The following is a 20,911-nucleotide window of genomic DNA, read 5'->3' as shown; positions in this document are numbered from 1 at the left end:
ATGGCGGGTGCGACAAGAAGACTGGCGATCTACAATTTCGGTCTTTTCGTTGCTCCCTATGACAGTTCCGAGGTCGAGGGATTTCGTGTTCGCGAACCTCTGAACTTCGCCGCGGCGGAAACGGCTGAAGGTTTTATCGGGCGTTCCGGTTATGACGGCGAGCCGGGGCCGGAATGCTGGGGCAATCAGGTGTTTCCGCGCTTCATCGAAGGGAGCGGGTTTGCGACCGCGCCTTCCAGCCTTTCGCTTTGGGCCGACATCGAAAGCCTGATGGCGTTTTCCTATTCCGGCGTGCATGCGGATGCGCTTAAACATGCGCGCAACTGGCAAATTCCCCGGCGCTGGCCAGCGCTGGTTCTGTGGTGGACCGATCAACGGCCGGACTGGCAGGAAGGCGTATCGCGCTTCGAGCAGTTGCACGACCACGGGCCGGGACCGGTGGCTTTTCATTTCAAGGAACCATACGGACCGGATGGGGAGAAAGTGATCATCGACCGCGCCTGTATCCGCAGGCTTTCAGAGGTGAATGCGCAAAGGCATCAGGGCCTGCTGGCAGCGGTGCGTGGGATGAAAGTGTAGTGCGGCTTTGGGGTGGGTGGATGAAGGCGGGCAGTTTTATTTTTGCGTCAGCATACGCATATACTCTCTAGCACCGTGAATGATGCGTATAACGAGGACTTGAGAGCCTTCCACCTTGTAGAATATGAGGTACGGCGCGAATGGGCGACGGCGGAAATCTGGAAGTGAAGTCTGGTCGGTCATCTCGAACGCGTATGGCATCGTGCCAAGGTCGAGACATGCTCCACGCAACTCGAGCATGAATGTTCGCGCTCTTTCTGGGTTATGCCTTGATAGATAATGCGCGATTTCCGCAAGGTCTTGTCGAGCTTCGCGAGCAAAGCTGACCTTCATCGCCGGATACGTTCCCAACCGAGTTCGTCAAAAACGCTGTCAAAGGCATCGTCCAATGACATCGTCCGACCAGCCTGGACGTCGTCCAGGCCGCGTTGCAAGGCCGCATCAAGCTCACGTCGTGCTTGATCACGTTCATGATCCCTGCGCACGAGATCTTCGACATAACCTTCAGGCGAGGTCGCCGCACCACGTTCCACCTCGCTGCGGATGAAATCCGCAGTTTCAGACTCGAGGGTGATAGTAATCTTGGCAGTTTCCGACATCTCAGGTTTCCGGTCAGGCATCCCAAACTCGGAACATCATAGCAGAGTTTCCACCAGCCAGGATCATCCCTTTTCAGGGGGCATCTTTCAGCCCGGCCGTCTTGCCAGCAGCATGTAGTTCACGTCCATGTCGGACGATAGGTTCCAGCTGTCGCCGAGCAGATTGTAGAACACGCCGGTGCGGTGGATGATTTCCAACCCGTCTTCCGTCAGTGGCTTTTCGATCTCTTCCGGGCGTACCAGCTTTTCATACTGGTGGGTGCCGCGCGGCAGCCAGCGCAGCACGTTTTCGGCGGCGAAAATGGCGAGCGCACGAGCCTTCAGCGTGCGGTTGATGGTGGCGACGAACATGAGGCCACCGGGCTTGACCATCGAGGCGCAGGTGCGCAGGAAAAACTCGACGTCGGCGACGTGCTCGACGACTTCCATGTTCAGCACGACGTCGAAATGTTCGCCCGTCTCGGCCAGATGTTCGGCAGTGACGGCGCGGTAATCGACCTCGACGCCGGTCTGTTCGGCGTGGGTGGAGGCGATGCCGATGTTCTTTTCCGATGGATCGGCGCCGACCACGATGGCGCCCATGCGGGCGATCGGTTCCGACAGAAGGCCGCCGCCGCAGCCGATATCGAGAATACGCAGGCCTTCAAGCGGCTTGTGGGCGCGCGGATCGCGGCCGAAATGGGCGCAGATCTGGTCGCGGATATAGGAAATGCGGACGGGATTGAACTTGTGCAGCGGCCGGAATTTGCCGGTCGGGCTCCACCACTCGGCGGCCATCTTTGAAAACCATTCGACCTGGCTCGGATCGACGGTGGTTTTTGCGGGCTCGCTCATGGTGTCATTCTCTCTTCAAGGTCTTCGCTTCGGTGTCTGAAGTCGGCTGATAGGCAGGCGAAGTCAAGAGGCTGGTGGCCGCAGGATATTCCCGGTCGCGGCTTTTGAGGTAAGCTGTTAGCGCGGGCTGTTTTTCGAAGCGATGCTACAATGCCGCAAAATACTTGACTAAACATCAGCTAAACGCCGCATTCATGCCCGGTTCACCGCCATGGTGGAACTATCGGTGCGTCTTCGGCATTGTCTGCCGCATCTTAGCAGACTGTGCCGACCCCTGGTCCGGACGACCGAGGTATCAGGCAATGTTCTTCAAGGAGGAACACGTGAAGAAATTTATTCTGGCTGCAGCCGCGACAAGTGCGCTGATGGTTGCGCCGACGCTGGCAGAAGCTGCCGCGCGTGGTTATGCCACCGCTAATGTCAACATGCGCTCCGGTCCGAGCACCGGTTACCCCGCCGTAACCGTCGTGCCGGTTGGTGCGCCGATCACCATTCATGGCTGCATGAGCAACGTCAACTGGTGCGACGTGCAGTTCGCCGGTGGCCGTGGCTGGGTGTCGGGCAGCTATATCAGCACGACCTATCGTCAGAACCGCGTTTATGTGGAGCCGGAATATTACCGCCCGCTCGGCATTCCGACCGTCACCTTCGAGGTCGACAATTATTGGGGTCGCTATTATCGCGACCGCGATTTCTATCGGGATCGCGACCGCTGGGATCGTCGTCCGCCACCACCGCCGCCGCGCTGGACGCGGGATGACCGCCGCCCGCCGCCGCCCGCCTGGGATCGTGATGACCGCCGTGGTCCGCCGCCGGGTCCGCCTCCGGGCTGGGACCGTGGTGATGATCGCCGTGGGCCGCCTCCGGGCGATTGGGGACGAGACCGGGATCGTGACCGGGGTGGCAACTGGGATCGTGGCAATGACGACCGCCGTGGCCCGCCGCCCGGCTGGGATCGCGGCAATGATGACCGTCGCGGCCCGCCGCAGGGTGACGATCGTCGGGGACCGCCACAACAAGGTGACGACCGTCGTGGTCCTCCTCCCGGTGGAGACCGTGGCGATGACCGCCGTGGCCCGCCGCGCGGTGACGCCGGAAACGGGATACCGGAGGGTTTCCTGCCACAGCGTGGTGATGACCGCCAGCAGCCTCAGGATCGCGGCCGCGCTCCGGTGTTCATTCCAGGCATGCCGCAGAACAACTGATCGGTATCGTATACCGATCCCTGACGTCCGCTCCGACCCTCCAAGGGCTTTATGGGAAAAGGGCTGCCTCCGCCGGGCAGCCCTTTTTCGTGGGCGGTGTTTTCGCCACTTGGACAATTCATGACAAAACCGTACCGCTTTGGCTTGAAGCGACCATTGCGTGGAAGACGGCTTTTCGCTATGAGACCCGGCAACTTCGGGCTTTTTTCCCTGAAAAAGGTCCGTTCGACAGGAGACGCGTCCGCCGGCATCGAAGCCGATGCCATATGGGGCGCGAACGGGTGGTATTGGTCAAGAAATGGCACGCATTGTCATGAAATTCGGCGGCACGTCCGTCGCCAACCTCGAACGCATCCACAATGTTGCCCGCCATGTGAAACGTGAAGTCGATGCCGGCCATGAGGTCGCGGTCGTCGTTTCCGCCATGTCCGGCAAGACCAACGAGTTGGTCGGCTGGGTTCAGGGCATGCCGAAAGTGGCGGGCGCCACTTCACCTTTCTATGACGCGCGTGAATATGATGCGATCGTGGCTTCAGGTGAGCAGGTAACTTCCGGCATTCTGGCGATTGCCTTGCAGTCGATGGGCATCAATGCCCGTTCCTGGCAGGGCTGGCAGATTCCGATCCGCACCGACAGCGCCCATGGTGCCGCCCGCATCGAGGAAATCGACGGCGCCGATATCATCAAGCGCATGGGCGAGGGCCAGGTGGCCGTGGTGGCCGGTTTCCAGGGACTTGGTCCCGATAACCGCATCGCCACGCTCGGCCGCGGCGGTTCCGATACCTCGGCCGTTGCGATCGCCGCTGCCGTCAAGGCCGACCGTTGCGACATCTATACGGACGTTGATGGCGTCTACACGACGGACCCGCGTATCGTGCCGGCCGCGCGCCGCATGAAAAAGGTGTCTTTCGAGGAAATGCTCGAAATGGCCTCGCTCGGCTCCAAGGTTTTGCAGGTTCGTTCGGTCGAGCTTGCCATGGTCCACAAGGTCCGCACCTTCGTTCGCTCCAGTTTCGAAGATCCCGATGCACCGGGCATGGGTGACCTTCTCAATCCGCCCGGTACGTTGATTTGCGCAGAGGAAGAAATCGTGGAACAGGAAGTCGTTACCGGCATCGCCTATGCCAAGGATGAGGCACAGATCTCGCTGCGCCGGCTCGCCGACCGTCCGGGCGTTTCGGCCGCGATCTTCGGCCCGCTGGCCGAAGCCCATATCAATGTCGACATGATCGTGCAGAACATTTCCGAAGACGGTTCGCGCACCGACATGACCTTCACCGTGCCGTCCGGCGACGTCGACAAGGCCATGCAGGTTCTGAACGAAAACAAGGCCGCGATCGGCTTCGACGTCGTCCAGACCGAATCAGGCCTATCCAAGGTTTCGGTCATCGGCATCGGCATGCGCAGCCATGCGGGCGTTGCAGCCACTGCCTTCAAGGCACTTGCCGCAAAAAGCATCAACATCAAGGCCATTACGACGTCAGAAATCAAGATTTCCATCCTGATCGACGGCGCCTACTCCGAACTTGCAGTTCGGACTTTGCATTCCGCTTACGGTCTCGATAAGAATTGATCATGAACCGGTTCGCCGCGCCTGACATTTGAGGGCGCGGCTGCTTCCGGGGGTGGGGTACCTGTTTTCGGGAGCAAGCATGCCGACGCGAGATCTATCGGCAGGTCCGCGGGTTCTGTTGAAGCGCCTGCGTGAGTTGATGGCGGAGCCGCTCGAGCCACAGGATCGGCTCGACCGTATCGTTCGCCAGATTGCCAGCAATGTGGTTGCGGAGGTGTGCTCCGTTTACGTCCTGCGTTCCGATGGCGTGCTGGAACTGTATGCCACAGAAGGCCTCAACAAGGATGCCGTCCACCTTGCCCAGCTGAAAATGGGCCAGGGTCTGGTCGGCACGATTGCCGCTTCGGCGCAGCCTCTCAACCTCTCCGATGCCCAGTCGCATCCGGCTTTCCGCTATCTGCCGGAAACCGGAGAAGAGATCTACCATTCCTTCCTCGGCGTTCCTATCTTGCGGGCCGGCCGTACTTTGGGCGTTCTCGTCGTCCAGAACAAGGCGCAGCGCAATTACCGTGAAGACGAAACGGAAGCGCTCGAGACGACTGCAATGGTAATCGCCGAGATGATCGCGACCGGAGAACTGAAAAAGATTACGGCCCCCGGTCTCGAACTCGATCTGACACGCGCCGTGTCGATCGATGGCGACGGCTATAATGAGGGCATCGGTCTCGGCCACGTGGTTCTGCATGAGCCGCGCATCGTCGTGACCAATCTTTTGAACGAGGATGCCGACAAGGAAATCACCCGTCTTGTCGAGGCGCTCGGCTCGTTGCGCATTTCCATCGACGACATGCTGCAGCGTCGTGATGTGAGCCAGGAAGGCGAGCACCGTGAGGTTCTGGAAGCGTTTCGCATGTTCGCCCACGACCAGGGTTGGGTGCGGCGCATGGAAGAGGCGATCCGCAATGGCCTGACCGCCGAAGCGGCTGTCGAAAAGGTGCAGAGCGACACCAAGGCGCGGATGATGCGCCTGACCGACCCTTATCTTCGCGAGCGCATGCACGATTTCGACGATCTCGCCAACCGGCTGCTGCGCCAGTTGACCGGTTTTGCCGGCCGCGATTTCGAAAACGGTTTCCCGAACGATGCGATCGTTCTGGCGCGCGCCATGGGCGCCGCCGAACTGCTCGACTATCCGCGCCAGAGCCTGCGCGGCCTCGTGCTCGAAGACGGTGCCGTGACCAGCCATGTGGTGATCGTCGCGCGTGCCATGGGCATTCCGGTTGTCGGCCAGGCGACCGGTGTCGTGGCGCTGGCCGAAAACGGCGATGCCGTGATCATCGATGGCGACGACGGCCAGGTGCATGTGCGACCGATGGTCGACATGCAGAACGCCTACGCCGAAAAGGTGAAACTGCGCGCCAAGCGGCAGGAACAGTTCCGGGCGCTGCGCAATGTCGAGCCGGTGACGCGCGACGGCAAACGCATCGGCCTGCAGATGAATGCCGGCCTGATGGTGGATCTGCCGCAGCTTGCCGAATCGGGTGCCGAGGGCATCGGCCTGTTCCGCACCGAACTGCAGTTCATGATTGCCTCCACCATGCCGAAGCTGGAGGAACAGGAAGCGTTTTATCGCGCCGTTTTGAAACAGGCGGCCGGGCGTCAGGTGACGTTCCGCACGCTCGATATCGGCGGCGACAAGGTGGTGCCGTATTTCCGCGCGCATGAGGAAGAAAATCCGGCTTTGGGCTGGCGCGCCATTCGGCTTTCGCTTGACCGTCCGGGGCTGTTGCGCACGCAGTTGCGTGCGCTGCTGCGTGCGTCCGCCGGCGCCGAACTGAAGATGATGGTGCCGATGGTGACGGAAGTTTCCGAGATCCATGCCGTGCGCGAGCTGCTTCTCAAGGAAGTGCAATATCTTTCCAAACATGGGCATGCGCTGCCGAAAAAGCTGCAGTTCGGGGCAATGCTGGAAGTGCCGTCGCTGATGTGGCAGCTCGATGAGCTGATGGCAGCGGTGGATTTCATCTCCGTCGGGTCCAACGACCTGTTCCAGTATACGATGGCGGTGGACCGCGGCAATTCGCGGGTCTCCGACCGGTTCGACAATCTCGGAAAACCGTTCCTGCGGGTGTTGCGCGATATCGTGCGGGCCGGCGAGCGCAACAATACGCCGGTGACGCTGTGCGGCGAGATGGCCGGACGACCGCTTTCGGCGATGGCGCTGATCGGGCTCGGCTTCCGTTCGGTATCGATGTCGCCGACCGCGATCGGCCCGGTCAAGGCGATGCTTCTGGGGCTGGATGCCGCAAAGCTGGCCGACGCGTTGAACGTGGCACTTGACGACCATGCGCTGTCGAGCGAAACGACGCGCGAGCTTTTGCTGCGCTTTGCAGCAGAACACAACATTCCCGTCTGACCTAGGCTTCAGCCTTGAAGGGCGGTTATTGGTCGGGCTAACGCTCTCTCAACGTCATCCTCGCCCTCGGGTTAAACCCCGAGGGTGTCCCGAGGATCTGCTGCCCTCTCCTACGTGGTTAGATCCTCGGGTCAAGCCCGAGGATGACGACAGAGGAAATGGCGCCCAAGAGTAAGCCGGCATATCTGGAGTTTTCTAATTGGCAAAACTGCCCGTCGAAAAAATGCGCGAACTGGAACGCCGGTTCGCCGAGATCGAGGCACGCATGTCGGAAGGCCCGGCGGCCGACGTCTATGTGAAGCTTGCGTCCGAATATTCCGAACTGCAGCCGGTGGTGCGCAAGATCCGCGATTATTCCAAGGCGGTTTCGGAGGAGGCGGACCTGCGCGCGCTTTTGTCCGACAAGACGACCGATCGCGAGATGCGTGAGCTTGCCGAAATGGAACTGCCGGAGGCGGTGGAGCGGATCGAGGGGCTGGAGAAGGAGATGCAGATCCTGCTTCTTCCGAAAGATGCCGCCGACGAGCGCAGCGCCATTCTGGAAATCCGCGCCGGTACCGGTGGCAATGAGGCGGCGCTTTTCGCCGGTGACCTTTTTCGCATGTATGACCGTTATGCCAGCACCCATGGCTGGAGAGTGGAAGTGCTTTCCGCCAGCGAGGGCGAAGCGGGCGGCTACAAGGAAATCATTGCCAACGTCACCGGCCGCGGCGTGTTTTCCAAGTTGAAATTCGAGAGTGGCGTGCACCGCGTGCAGCGCGTGCCCGATACCGAAACGCAGGGGCGTATTCACACGTCCGCGGCAACGGTTGCAGTGATGCCGGAAGCCGAAGAGATCGATATAGAGATCAAGGCCGACGACATCCGCATCGACACGATGCGCGCTTCGGGCGCCGGCGGTCAGCACGTCAACACCACCGACTCGGCGGTGCGTATCACCCATTTGCCGACCGGCATCATCGTCGTCAGTGCCGAAAAATCGCAGCACCAGAACCGCGCCAAGGCGATGCAGGTTCTGCGCACGCGGCTTTACGACATGGAGCGCCAGAAGGCCGACAACGAGCGTTCCGCCGACCGCAAGAGCCAGGTGGGATCGGGCGACCGTTCCGAGCGCATCCGCACCTACAACTTTCCGCAGGGGCGGGTGACCGACCACCGTATCAACCTGACGCTCTACAAGCTGGACCGGATGATCGAGGGCGAGATCGACGAGATGGTCGATGCGCTGATTTCCGATTATCAGGCCGGGCAGCTGGCGCAGCTGGGCGAGCGGCAGGGATAGGGATGGCCCGATGAAAAACCTGGCTGAGGCGGTGATGGCCGCCAAGGGGCGGTTTGCCGAGGCGGGTCTGACAGACGCCGCCTTCGAGGCGCGTTACCTGATCGGCGGTCTTTTGGGACTTTCGAACACGCAGGTGTTTACCGGCGGCGACCGGCTGCTGACGCTGGCCGAGACGGCAAAGATTGCCGATGCGATCGACCGGCGGGTGCGAAACGAGCCGGTGCACCGCATTCTGGGGTTTCGCGAATTTCACGGGCTGAACCTGAAGCTCTCGAAAGAGACGCTGGAACCGCGACCCGACACCGAAACGCTGGTGGAGGCGATGCTGCCACATGCGCAGGCGATCGCGGCGCAAAAGGGCGGGGTGCGGCTGCTCGATATGGGCACCGGCACCGGCGCGATCGCGCTGGCGCTGGCGAAAGCCCTGCCGCAATTAACGGCTGTCGGCAGCGATATTTCGCGCGACGCCCTTGATACGGCTGCAGCCAACGCCCACCTCAATGGGGTGCAGGACCGGTTTCAGCCAAAGGAAAGCCGCTGGTTCGACACTATTGAGGGACGTTTCGACATAATCGTGTCAAATCCTCCCTATATATGCACGGATGTAATTCCCGAGCTGGCGCCGGATGTTCGAGATTTCGATCCCGCCGCAGCATTGGATGGCGGCCCGGACGGGCTGGATGCCTATCGCGACATAGCAGACGGTGCCCGCGGCTTCCTTGAGCCGGACGGACTGATCGGTCTGGAAATCGGTTATGACCAGAAGGAAACGGTCACCGAGATTTTCAAGGCACAGGGTTTTGCGTTGATCGAAGCATTGCGTGATTACGGCGGAAACGACCGTGTTCTGGTGTTGCGCGACGCGTTGCATGGTGACATCCAAGCAAAAGCATGACAGCCGAATAACAAAGCTTGTGCGAGACTTAGCGCGTTTTGCACAAGCGAAAGAAAAGGCTTGGAATTCCGCGGGAAGCGGGCTAGGTTCGGATCACGCATTGGGCAGCTGGGGATGAACGAGTTATCGTTCGGGTTCAGATCAACCGGAGTTCGGCTTTTTTCGAAGAGCTTCGAGGGTTGAGCCATTCCCGGTGCGTGATCAGACAAACCGACCTTCACATGCAGCAGCACGGCGATAACGCCTGCATGCCGCCAGTGAAGCCTTGGTCCGGCGCGTGGCCGGCACGGCCAGCGTGGCCCTTTTATCAGCAAAACAGAGAATTCAGGTGAAAGATCGATGAGGCCAGGACAACAGCAGAATAAGCGTGGTCGAGGGCGCGGCAGCAACAACAACAGTGGCGGCGGTGGTGGTGGTAACAACTTCAACCGCAAGGGCCAGAACCCCCTGACACGTACTTATGACAGCTCCGGTCCCGACGTGAAGATCCGTGGCACGGCGCAGCATATCGCAGAAAAATATGCGACACTTGCGCGCGACGCCCAGAGCTCCGGCGACCGGGTCATTGCAGAAAACTACCTGCAGCATGCCGAGCATTATTATCGCATCATTGCTGCTGCACAGGCGCAGATGCAGGAACGTTTCCAGGGTCAGGAACGTCAGGACTATAATGGTCAGGACGATCGTGACGGCGACGACATGGACGGCAACGATTACGACGACAGCATGGGCGCGCAGCCGGTCATCGACCAGCAGCCGCGCGAACAGGGCAATCGTGGTGATCAGGGACGTGATCAAAACCGCGACCAGAACCGCAACCGCGATAACCGTGGCGAGCGCCAGGATCGTGGCGACCGGCAGCCGCGCGGCGAACGCGACGGCAATCGTGACAACCGCGGCAATCGCGGCGATCGCAATGTTGCCGAGGGCGCCGAGCAGGTGCAGGCGGTCAAGCAGGATGCAGCGCCGGAAACGGTGGCAGCTGTTGCCGAGACCGACGAACAGCCGCGCATCGAGACCCGTGAGCGCCAGCCGCGCCCGCGCCGCGAGCCGCGTGAACCGCGCGTTCAGGCGCCCGTGGCAGCTGCCGTGGACGACGGCACCGGCCCGCAGCCGGTGATCGAAGGTGTTCCGGCCGAAGTGGCCGCGGAAGAGGCCGAAGCGACGGCTGCGCCGCGCCGCCGCGCCGCGCCGCGCCCGCGCCGCCAGCCGCGCAAGACCGCCGAAGGTGCCGAAGGCGATACGGCCGGCGACAGCAAGGCCGAACTCGCGGATGTTGCCGGCGAATAAGGTTTTTCGCCGGGTTTGAAATAAGAGCCGTCCCGGTTGGGGCGGCTTTTTTCGTTTTTGGGTGAGTTTGGGGGGCAGGGGAGGCAGATTTGCCGCCATGGTGGTCTTGCTGAGGTAAAACAGCCGTAACGCAGGAAGGCGAATTGATAAGGCGACAGGATCCGAACCTGCGCGAGCCCAAAAAAACGGAGCGGGGCCTGCAGCGCGCCCGCCCGCGATAAACCACTCCCCCACGCCTTTCCCGACGATAGTCGATGAAAGCACGCGTTGGAACCTTGCTCGATCCCGTCACATGGGCAGCTTTGCGCCAACAGCGGTTATCCAGACACAAAACCTTCAACTAACGTCTGTAGTTCCGCGATCACAGTCTGTGTGGAGTACGCCGTGACCATTTCGAACCGCCCCGCCGCCTTGAAGGCACTGGCAGACGCCGTATCAAGTATTGATCTAGCCCGACCACTTCGAGTCGCGATTGATGGTCGGACAGCTTCCGGGAAGACAACGCTCGCGGACGAGCTTGCCAAGGAGCTTCGGTCATCAGGTCGAGAGGTCATTAGGACGTCGATTGACGGCTTCCATCGGCCGAAGGCTGAAAGATATGCGCGAGGTCGCTATTCGCATGAGGGATACTATTACGACGGGCGCGATCTTATCGCAATTAACTCCCTACTGCTGTTGCCACTAGGACCAGAGGGAAACCGCGAATACCGCACGGCATCTTTTGACCTGCTGAAAGATGAACCTATTGAGCAGTTTGCCAAAATCGCATTGGCAGACGCCATATTGATCGTAGATGGCACTTTCCTGCAGCGCCCTGAATTGGCTCCGAATTGGGATTTGGCGATTTTCATCGACACAAACAAAGCCACATCTGAAAAACGGGGCGTCGGGCGCGACACGGAATTGCTGGGCGGCATCGACGCTGCGCGGCAACTATACGCTAGCCGATATCAGCCCGCCTACGATCTTTACGAAAGCATTTGTGCGCCTAGCACCAACGCGGATGCCTTGTTCAACAATGAAGACATTGAGAACCCAGTGCTGAAGATCAATGCGTCTGGCAGACTGCAGCGTGGGTATGAACGCTCTGGGCCAAAGGCCGTCATGGCGTAGAAGCGGCATTTGCGGTCATAACCAGACAGATTTCAACATGTCATAGACGCAATGTTTCCTTGCCCAAATTCTGGAAGTGGTCTTTGTTGACCGGGTTTTAGCGCCAACATCGAGGTGCCTCATGCTGCGGCCATTTGTGCCTTCCCAAGATCATGATCTGTCGAGGCGGTTCTATGAAGCACTTGGATTTGAAACCAAATATGCGGACGGGGGCATAGCCGTAATGTCTAACGGCAATGACAGCTTTATCCTGCAGAACTTCCACATAAAGGAATTGGCAGAAAACTTCGTGTTGCAGCTAACTGTCCCACAAGCAGATGCCTGGTGGAAGAAATACGATCCCAAACGTGTCGCGGAGCATTTCGGAACGAGACCGCCCACGCCACCAACATTGCAACCCTGGGGCATGATTGTCGGTTTTATCCACGATCCTTCGGGCGTACTCTGGCACGTCACTGAAGCAAGGTCGTGACCTCCTACCGTCCGCTTTGGGCCGAAAGCCGTCATAGCGGCGTTTGCCGGGCACAATTCATCTGCAAAATCCCTGCAAGTCGCCGGTTCCGCGCCTTTCCTATCCCCAAAATCCCGCGCCCGCCCATTTCCGTTATATTGCAGTGCGCTATGTGATTTAGCGATTACATCTCGATATTTACCGCAGTGCGCAAAATCATTACGCTGCTGCACAACCCAATTTTGTCAGGAGGAGCAGCCATGACGACGTTCGAAACCTTTCTTGAAGGCCAGAAGGCAAACGGGCTTAGCGGCGAGCTGATCGCAGTGCTGGCGGAAATTGCGCAAGCCACACGGAAGATTTCGGACACGCTGAAAACATCGGCGCTCGATGGTCTTACCGGCGCGACAGAAGAAACCAATGTGCAGGGCGAAACACAAAAGCCGCTGGACATTCTTTCCAACGACATTCTGCTGGATGCCTGCCGCAAGGTGCCGTCCGTTTCCTTCGCTGTTTCGGAAGAGCTCGATGCGGAGGTGGCGATCCATGCGGGTGGCAAATATGCCGTCATCTTCGATCCGCTCGACGGATCTTCCAATCTCGATGTGAACGTCACCGTCGGTACGATCTTTTCGGTGATCGAGGCGAAGACGGCGCAAGACATTCTCAAGACCGGCCGCCATCAACTGATTGCCGGTTATGCCGCCTATGGGCCGCAGACGACCCTGGTTCTGACCACCGGCAAGGGCGTGCAGATTTTTACGCTCAATGGCGATGGCATCTATGTGCTGACCACGGCGGATGCGAAGATCGTGCCGGAAGCCAAGGAATTCGCCATCAATGCTGCACGCCGCGCCTCGTGGGACGATGTGGTTGCCGCTTACATCGAGGATGCGATCGACAGCGGTCACAACATGCGCTGGGTGGGGTCGATGGTGGCCGATACGCACCGCATCTTCAACCGTGGCGGTGTGTTTCTTTACCCGGCCGACCGCAACAAGCCCGCGTCCGGCGGCCGTCTGCGGCTGCTTTACGAAGCCAATCCGATCGGTCTTCTGGTGGAAGCAGCCGGCGGTGAGGCGATTATCGGCGACAGCAAAATCCTCGACATCGAGCCGACCGGCCTGCATCAGCGTGTGCCGGTGATTTTTGGCTCCAAGGCCGAGGTCGACAAGCTGGCGGCGGCTTATGGCGCGCGCGTGCTGGAAGCGGCGGCAGAGTAAGATTTTCGGGGGAGAGGGGAGGCGGCGATTGCTGCCTTTCGAGAAAACTCGATGCCCGGGCAGACAAGCTTCCGTCCGGGCGTAAATATCAGAACAGCGTCGAGTGGCTTTCGCATTCATCACGCGCTTCGTCGAATTCATCGACATGCGCCTGCGCAAACGCCTGGAACTCGGGATCGCTGATATGCTCGACACCTTGCGGCAGGCCGTGGTCGTGGATCAGGGTCTTGAACGTGTTGATGAGCTGGGTGGTCTTGTCTTCCGACATGGTCTTTACCTTCCAATGTTGACGTGAAGTGCACCCCCGAAAACTTCACAATCGTCATTTGGGGACGCAAATGCCGTGACAAAATGGCATTCACGCTTTTCTGATCCCATGCTCACGAAGCCGCGATTGCGCAGTGGCGGCCGCCGCTTTCAGGGGCTTGCATCGGCGATGCCAAAACCTTTGCCGGCCTCCTTTAAAACCGCAAAAGCCGCTCCCATATTTTCATCGAAGCCGTGACCAAGGCTCGAGGGCTTGCCGCAATCGGGAGCCCGATCCCAACCGTCGTTTCGTGCCGATACGGGCGAGGCGATTTCAGGAGGTAAGACATGAACATTGAAAAATATTCCGAACGCGTGCGCGGTTTCCTGCAGTCTGCCCAGACGCAGGCACTGTCCGACGGACACCAGCAATTCGCCCCCGAACATGTGCTGAAAGTGCTGCTCGACGACGATCAGGGCATGGCCTCGGCGCTGATAGACCGTGCCGGCGGCAATGCCAAGGAAGCGCGCATTGCCAATGATGCCGCACTCTCGAAACTGCCGAAAGTCTCCGGTGGCAATGGCGAAATATATCTTTCGCAGCCCTTGGCCCGCGTATTTTCCACGGCGGAAGATGCTGCCAAGAAGGCCGGCGACAGTTTTGTCACCGTCGAACGCCTGCTTCTGGCGCTTCTCATCGAAAATTCGGCCTCGACCTCGGCCAGCATGAAGAAGGCAGGGCTGACGGCGCAGGGTCTTAACCAGGTGATCAACGATTTGCGAAAAGGCCGCACCGCCGACAGCGCCACTGCCGAACAGGGTTTTGAGGCGCTGAAGAAATATGCCCGCGACCTGACCGCCGATGCGCGTGACGGAAAACTCGATCCGGTGATCGGCCGTGACGACGAAATCCGCCGTACGATCCAGGTCCTGTCGCGCCGCACCAAGAACAACCCGGTCCTGATCGGTGAACCCGGCGTCGGCAAGACGGCGATCGCCGAAGGTTTGGCGCTGCGCATCGTCAATGGTGACGTGCCGGAAAGTCTGAAAGACAAGCAGTTGATGGCGCTCGACATGGGCGCGCTCATTGCCGGTGCAAAATATCGCGGTGAATTCGAGGAGCGGCTGAAGAGCGTGCTTAACGAAGTGCAGTCGGAAAACGGCAATATCATCCTGTTCATCGACGAGATGCACACGCTGGTGGGTGCCGGAAAATCCGACGGCGCCATGGATGCGTCCAACCTTTTGAAGCCGGCTCTTGCCCGCGGCGAGCTGCATTGCGTTGGTGCGACCACACTCGACGAATATCGCAAGCATGTGGAAAAGGATCCGGCGCTTGCCCGTCGTTTCCAGCCTGTCGTCGTGGATGAGCCGACCGTCGAGGACACGATCTCGATCCTGCGCGGCCTGAAGGAAAAGTACGAGCAGCACCACAAGGTGCGCATCTCGGACTCCGCTCTCGTTGCGGCCGCAACCTTGTCGAACCGCTACATTACCGACCGGTTTTTGCCGGACAAGGCCATCGATCTGATGGACGAAGCCGCGTCGCGGCTGCGTATGCAGGTGGATTCGAAGCCGGAAGAACTGGACGAGCTTGATCGCCGCATCATGCAGCTGAAGATCGAGCGCGAAGCCTTGAAGAAGGAAACGGATAGTGCTTCCGCGGATCGTCTCGTCCGGCTCGAAAGCGAGGTAACCTCGCTGGAAGAGCAGGCGGATGCGCTGACGGCCCGCTGGCAGGCGGAAAAGCAGAAGCTTGGCCTTGCCGCCGACCTGAAGAAGGAACTCGACGACGCCCGCAACGAGTTGGCGATTGCCCAGCGCAAGGGCGAGTTCCAGCGCGCCGGCGAACTGACCTATGGCGTCATTCCGGATCTGGAAAAACGTCTGGTCGAGGCCGAAGCGCAGGATACCTCCGCCAATGCCATGGTGCAGGAAGTCGTCGATCCCGACGCGATTGCCCATGTGGTTTCCCGTTGGACCGGTATTCCTGTCGACAAGATGCTGGAAGGCCAGCGCGAAAAGCTGCTGCGCATGGAAGACGAGCTGGCAAAGTCGGTCGTCGGTCAAGGGGATGCGGTGCAAGCCGTGTCGCGTGCGGTTCGTCGTTCGCGTGCGGGTTTGCAGGATCCGAACCGGCCGATCGGCTCGTTCATCTTCCTGGGTCCAACAGGTGTGGGCAAGACCGAGCTGACCAAATCGCTGGCGCGTTTTCTGTTCGACGACGATACCGCGATGGTGCGGCTCGACATGTCGGAATATATGGAAAAGCACTCCGTCTCACGGCTGATCGGTGCCCCTCCGGGTTATGTCGGCTACGATGAAGGCGGCGCGCTGACCGAGGCGATCAGGCGCAAGCCCTATCAGGTCGTGCTGTTCGACGAGATCGAGAAGGCCCATCCGGACGTGTTCAACGTTCTTCTGCAGGTGCTCGACGACGGGCGTCTGACGGACGGGCAGGGGCGCACAGTCGACTTCAAGAACACCATCATCATCATGACCTCGAACCTCGGTTCGGAGTTTTTGACGCAGATGAAGGATGGCGACGACAGTGACAGCGTGCGCGAACTGGTGATGGCGCAGGTGCGCGGCCATTTCCGGCCCGAGTTCCTGAACCGCGTCGACGATATCATCCTGTTCCATCGCCTCAGACGCGATGACATGGGCGCGATCGTCGATATCCAGTTGCAGCGGCTGTTGCAGCTTCTGGCCGATCGCAAGATCGAACTGGAACTGGACGACGATGCCCGCATCTGGCTGGCCAACAAGGGCTATGACCCGGTCTACGGCGCACGTCCGTTGAAGCGGGTGATCCAGAAATTCGTTCAGGACCCGCTGGCCGAGGATATTCTCGGCGGCAAGATCCCGGACGGGGCGACCGTCAAGGTGACGTCGGGATCGGATCGGCTGCTGTTTCGCGTGAAGGGCAGTTTGAGCGAGGCGGCGTAATATAGCGCGGAGGGCCGTCTTACGGCGGCCTTCCCCATTTCCTTATCTGCCCGCGCCTTCCTAAATATTTTTCAGGAAGGCGAGAGAAGGCATGAAGAAATACTCCCCGCCTTTCATCGTGACGGTCCTCGGGGGCGCGGCAACCGTTTTGATCGACTTCGCATCACCCCATTTGACGGGACAACTGATGGCGGGACGCTGCGCGTCGTTAGGCGTTTGGCCGATAATTGGATCGACACCCGGCGCAGGCGAACCATCCGGAACCTCTGGAAAGCCGATACCGTTCGCCCACGCCACCTGCGTAAACTCGAATTGCTGTCCGATATCGCTGTTGAAGGCCATGAACAGCAGACCGACATCCTTTTCCGGCTTGTTGTCGATCCTGCCGTCATTGAGGTCGTCCGTCCTTATGCCATAGGTCTGACCGCGCCGGGCCATGATATGGGTTCGCTCCTGCTTCTCCGGTTGACCGAAACCGCCGCTGCCGCGCGGATTGGTCTTGCGGATGTGGCCGGCGAAAGGGCATTTCGCACCCTTCGTGTCACTGGCATAGTTGAAATTGTTGGGGACCGGACTTTCGACACCGTCCTCAAACTGCATTGTCACCGGCGTGCCGTCTTCGAAACGTCCGACCAGCATGGCACCCGCGCGTTCATCGCCCGGAATGCCTAGACTGTTGGCAAAATCGCGCTCCGATTCTTTGAAGAGCCTGACATTCTGTTCAAGCTTACGGAAGATGAAATAGCTTCCGCAATGCACATCCGGATCGGGTGCGCCTGGATCAGGGACAATCACCTGTTTGAGCGGACAGCTCGGATTCCAGTCGGTGATGCCATCAGTATCCTGTTCTTCGGCACTGACGTCCTCCTCCAGAAAAAGTGGCTGGCTTCGCCCATCGACATATCCGAAATGTTCGATGCCCTCGGCATTGTCATTGTGCTGCCCAAGCCCATCCTGCCTTGCGAGGACAGAGACCCCCTCGCCAGCGTTTACCCAGGCAACGACCTGCGCCAGCGCCGCGTCTCTCGTGCCGCTCAGCATGTCGCCGACGAGGATCACCGCATGAATTTTACTCGGTTTGCGAAAATGCTCTTCCCATTCTTGCGGGTTCGGATCGTTAAGCTTGGGATTTGCCTGCATGCCCTGGACGAAGGCAGGGTCGGACGGGACGATCGGCAGGTCGAGGGCGATATAACCTGCCCTGCTCAACCCGACGCCGATATAGGATGTTCCCGGCACCATGGTTTTCTTGAATGTATCGATTTCCTTGAAGTGTCGCCACGCGGACTTCATACCGCCCGCGACGGTGCGCAAGAACGCACGTCCGCCGGCCGGATCGTCGAAGCTGAGAAACAGCACAGTCAGAAATTCCCTGACATGGCCTTTCAGAATATTGGGCTGCAAATTATCGAGCATAACACGCTCGGCGCCGGCTGCCTTTTTCCATGCGATCGCATTTTCAAAGTCGATAGCCATCGGATCCCCCCGTGGTTGCTGTTGAGTACCACGGCATTATTGCTTAAAATTGTATTTTGTAAACAATTACCCCTATGGTTGTGTTTTTGCTTGATTATTATTCTTCCCGGCTATCGTCTTAACGACCAGGTTACAAACCATCGACCTTCCTGGATCGGCATATCAATGCCGTCTGCCATCCGCGCTCTTGCGGTTTCCGTAATGGGGCGCCAAGTCGATCGCGCCTGAAAGGCGAAAGGATGTGCTGAAACATGCCATCGATCCGCTGGCAGCGTCCGGCAGCGTAGCCGCCGCCCAAGAGACGCTGACGTGATCTTACTTGTCACGAATGATTACGGGAGGAAGGCCGGTTTAACGGCTGGCGACCTGATCGGCCGGCTGGCCGTTCGGGCCGAGCAGGGTGTCGATGCGCTTGCGTTCCTGTTCGAACTTGGCGAGCGCCTTGCCGTCCAGCGATTTTCCGCCCGGCAGACGCACTTTCAGCGGATCCACCTTGGCGCCGTTGACGATCAGTTCGTAATGCAGGTGCGAACCGGTCGACTGTCCGGTCGTGCCGACATAACCGATCACCTGACCCTGCGTGACTTTTGCCCCTTCGCGTACGCCCTTGGCGATCGCGCTCTGGTGATTGTAGGAGGAGACATAGCCGTTGCCGTGGCGGATCAGCGTCTGGTTGCCGTAACCACCACTATCCCATCCGGCCTTTTCGACAATGCCATTGCCGGCCGCGATGATCGGCGTGCCGCGCGGCGCTGCCCAGTCCGAGCCGGTATGCATGCGCGAATATCCGAGGATCGGGTGACGGCGCATGCCGAAACCAGAAGTGAAGCGGCCGTTCGGCACCGGGTTGCGCAGCAAGAACTGCCTGACGCTCTTGCCGTCCTGATCGTAATAATCGACCGAGTTGTCGTCGGTGTTGAGGAAACGATAGAAACGCGTGCTGTTGTCGCCGAATTTCGCGTTGACATAAAGAAGTTCGGAATTGGCTGTCGCCTGGCCACTCTGGTCGGCAACCGAGAAAAACGCTTCGATCGAGTCGGTCGGTCGCAGCTGTGCCTGCAGGTCGACATTGCTGGCCAGCAGCTTGACGAGCAGTGACGTCATGTCGGAGGTCATGCCGTAGGAGAGGGCGGCGCGAAAAATGCCGTCATAGATGCGTGGCAGTTCGCGGCCTGCAATCATCGGCGGGGCGCTGTCGTCAAAGGCGGTGTCGACGGCGTCGAGCTTCATCGGCTCCTGGCCCTCGATGAAACGGCCGCGATCGTCGAGCGCGATGGTCATTTGGTGATTGCCGCGGCGATAGATGCTGGCGCGGACGATCTGCACCATCTCGCCTTCCTGGATCAGGCCGATACGCAGCACTTCGCCTTGCGAAAGCTTGTCCGAGCCGAGATGCTGGGAGAGACTGCCGGCAAGTTCCGCCGCCTGCGCCTTCGGATAACCGACGGCGGTCATGGCAGCGACCACGGTCATGTCCTGGCGCACCGGAATGACGTCATCGGCATAATCGCGGGTTTTGGGCGTGACCGGCTCGGGTTCCGACACCGTCATGTTTTCCTCGACAATGCGGGCCGAGAGAAGATTGGTGCCGTCGAGATGGTCGTCTTCGCTGTCGAAACGGCGCGGATCGACATAGGCCAGACCCGAAACCTGGCTATTGCCATCGGTCAGCAGCGAACCGTTGGTGCGAACATTCTCTTCGACTTCATCAACCGACATGCCGGGGGCATAGGTATAGGAGCCGCGCGTGGCCGGGAAGGGAACCGTCTGCAGGCTGACATCGGTCTCGACCGTGGAGCCATAGATAAGACCGGTGCGGTTGACCGGCGCATCTTCGCTGCTGGTCTCGCCGGTGGAAAAGATCGTCAGCGGATTGAAGGACGGATAGTCCTCGGTGGCGACGTGGTTGGCGGCCAGCTGCATCTTCACATGCGAAAAGGGCTGGCGGCGGATGATTTCCTTGGAACCCTCGTGCACGACGGTCGCCACATCCATGACCTTGCGGTCGGTCGGCATGGCAACGATGTTGGCGCCGAGCAGGCGTTTGCCGCGCGTCACGCCATCGCCATCATGGGCGTCGGGAACAGAGGCATAGGCTTCGGCGGGAATGGCCAACTGCTGGCGGCCGTCGAGCGCTGCAAACAGCGCGACACCCATCAGGATGGACGAGGTGATGCCGGTCAGAAAGGTGCCGGACAACCAGCGCAACGAAATCTCGCGACGGTCGGGTGCGCGCCGGCCATCCGCAAGGATGGGGGCCTCGTTGCCGAGCGAACGGATCATGTTGCGGGGTGTCATCATGCCACTCGTTACCAATTTCCCGTTTTCAACCGGGCCCGTCCTGTTTCTGCGCCATTCTATATGAGGCCGCTTGGCCGCAAGATGTGCCCTTTTCGGGGCTTCGAGTCAAACAACCGATGACGGTTCGAGGCAATGCTTCACCGGCGGCTATGGATAAGGGTGTTCCCCCCTCTCTATAGAAGCACAAGGTTGACCGAAACATGCCGCATGAAACCCACTCTTTCAAAGTGGGTCTAATCGCGGGATGATGATGGTCACCGGCGCATCGTCACGTCCCAGCCTGACCATCGAATTGTGATCTTGTCGGGGCAGGACGAGGGCAGGCCACAGTTTCTTATCATTTTGATGAAGCGGCGGCACGAAATGGCCGATGCCGGCCGTCATATTAGGCATGATTCAAGCGATAAATTGCTTATTCACAGAATAACCTCATAAAAATCAGCTACTTATCACATTTTTGTATTTTTATGAATTTGGTGTGTTGACGTTTTTATGTGTGTGGGACTATAACCCGGTCACTGACGAGGGCGGCGGCGCTG

The 20,911-nt window shown here is 59.5% G+C and carries 16 protein-coding genes; 11 read left to right on the top strand and 5 right to left on the bottom strand.

Features of this window, described 5'->3' with window-relative positions; genetic code table 11:
• The gene (locus EDF70_RS19290) at positions 1–579 is read left to right on the top strand and encodes a DUF3291 domain-containing protein (protein WP_132276908.1); all 579 of its coding nucleotides are present in this window, start codon (positions 1–3) and stop codon (positions 577–579) included.
• A 329-nt stretch (positions 580–908) separates the two neighbouring features.
• Here EDF70_RS19290 and EDF70_RS19280 read toward each other — a convergent pair whose 3' ends face one another.
• Both EDF70_RS19280 and ubiG read right to left on the bottom strand, forming a co-directional pair.
• Positions 909–1,178 carry a type II toxin-antitoxin system ParD family antitoxin gene (locus tag EDF70_RS19280; protein WP_132276904.1) on the bottom strand — a complete coding sequence of 90 codons (270 nt, stop codon included), beginning with the start codon at positions 1,176–1,178 and terminating at the stop codon, positions 909–911.
• Positions 1,179–1,265: 87 nt separating this feature from the next.
• Positions 1,266–2,012, bottom strand: a complete 747-nt coding sequence (gene ubiG, locus EDF70_RS19275) for a bifunctional 2-polyprenyl-6-hydroxyphenol methylase/3-demethylubiquinol 3-O-methyltransferase UbiG (RefSeq protein ID WP_132276902.1) — start codon at positions 2,010–2,012, stop codon at positions 1,266–1,268.
• Positions 2,013–2,335: 323 nt separating this feature from the next.
• On the opposite strand from ubiG, the gene EDF70_RS19270 reads away from it, so the two are divergent.
• From EDF70_RS19270 to EDF70_RS19230, 9 genes are all read left to right on the top strand, one after another.
• Complete coding sequence (locus EDF70_RS19270; protein ID WP_132276900.1) at positions 2,336–3,217, top strand: SH3 domain-containing protein; 882 nt, start codon at positions 2,336–2,338, stop codon at positions 3,215–3,217.
• 298 nt (positions 3,218–3,515) lie between these two features.
• A complete protein-coding gene (locus EDF70_RS19265) occupies positions 3,516–4,790 on the top strand; it encodes an aspartate kinase (protein WP_132276898.1) in 1,275 nt (424 codons plus the stop codon).
• Between the two features lie 79 nt (positions 4,791–4,869).
• Positions 4,870–7,146, top strand: coding sequence for a phosphoenolpyruvate--protein phosphotransferase (gene ptsP, locus EDF70_RS19260; protein ID WP_132276896.1), 2,277 nt, complete (start codon positions 4,870–4,872; stop codon positions 7,144–7,146).
• A 199-nt stretch (positions 7,147–7,345) separates the two neighbouring features.
• The gene (gene prfA / locus EDF70_RS19255) at positions 7,346–8,428 is read left to right on the top strand and encodes a peptide chain release factor 1 (protein ID WP_132276894.1); all 1,083 of its coding nucleotides are present in this window, start codon (positions 7,346–7,348) and stop codon (positions 8,426–8,428) included.
• 10 nt (positions 8,429–8,438) lie between these two features.
• Positions 8,439–9,323 carry a peptide chain release factor N(5)-glutamine methyltransferase gene (prmC, locus tag EDF70_RS19250; RefSeq protein ID WP_132276892.1) on the top strand — a complete coding sequence of 295 codons (885 nt, stop codon included), beginning with the start codon at positions 8,439–8,441 and terminating at the stop codon, positions 9,321–9,323.
• Between the two features lie 339 nt (positions 9,324–9,662).
• Entirely contained in the window at positions 9,663–10,613 is a 951-nt protein-coding gene (locus EDF70_RS19245; RefSeq protein ID WP_132276890.1) for a DUF4167 domain-containing protein, read from the top strand.
• Between the two features lie 384 nt (positions 10,614–10,997).
• Complete coding sequence (locus tag EDF70_RS19240; RefSeq protein ID WP_245519248.1) at positions 10,998–11,726, top strand: uridylate kinase; 729 nt, start codon at positions 10,998–11,000, stop codon at positions 11,724–11,726.
• A 121-nt stretch (positions 11,727–11,847) separates the two neighbouring features.
• Positions 11,848–12,198, top strand: coding sequence for a VOC family protein (locus EDF70_RS19235; RefSeq protein ID WP_132276888.1), 351 nt, complete (start codon positions 11,848–11,850; stop codon positions 12,196–12,198).
• 239 nt (positions 12,199–12,437) lie between these two features.
• Positions 12,438–13,400, top strand: coding sequence for a class 1 fructose-bisphosphatase (locus EDF70_RS19230; RefSeq protein WP_132276886.1), 963 nt, complete (start codon positions 12,438–12,440; stop codon positions 13,398–13,400).
• 88 nt (positions 13,401–13,488) lie between these two features.
• Here EDF70_RS19230 and EDF70_RS19225 read toward each other — a convergent pair whose 3' ends face one another.
• Complete coding sequence (locus EDF70_RS19225; RefSeq protein WP_132276884.1) at positions 13,489–13,668, bottom strand: hypothetical protein; 180 nt, start codon at positions 13,666–13,668, stop codon at positions 13,489–13,491.
• Between the two features lie 326 nt (positions 13,669–13,994).
• Between EDF70_RS19225 and clpB the strand changes: the two genes are divergently transcribed.
• Complete coding sequence (clpB, locus tag EDF70_RS19220) at positions 13,995–16,595, top strand: ATP-dependent chaperone ClpB (protein ID WP_132276882.1); 2,601 nt, start codon at positions 13,995–13,997, stop codon at positions 16,593–16,595.
• Positions 16,596–16,655: 60 nt separating this feature from the next.
• On the opposite strand, the gene EDF70_RS19215 is transcribed toward clpB, so the two are convergent.
• Together EDF70_RS19215 and EDF70_RS19210 are read right to left on the bottom strand one after the other, a co-directional pair.
• Entirely contained in the window at positions 16,656–18,071 is a 1,416-nt protein-coding gene (locus EDF70_RS19215; protein WP_132276880.1) for a peroxidase, read from the bottom strand.
• A gap of 351 nt (positions 18,072–18,422) precedes the next feature.
• Positions 18,423–20,372, bottom strand: coding sequence for a M23 family metallopeptidase (locus EDF70_RS19210; protein ID WP_132276877.1), 1,950 nt, complete (start codon positions 20,370–20,372; stop codon positions 18,423–18,425).
• Positions 20,373–20,911 lie beyond the last annotated feature (539 nt).

It is taken from the genome of Neorhizobium sp. JUb45 (assembly GCF_004343585.1).
Lineage (GTDB): Bacteria > Pseudomonadota > Alphaproteobacteria > Rhizobiales > Rhizobiaceae > Neorhizobium.
Note: the sequence above shows the minus strand (reverse complement) of the source record. Positions and strands in the feature narration are given on the sequence as shown.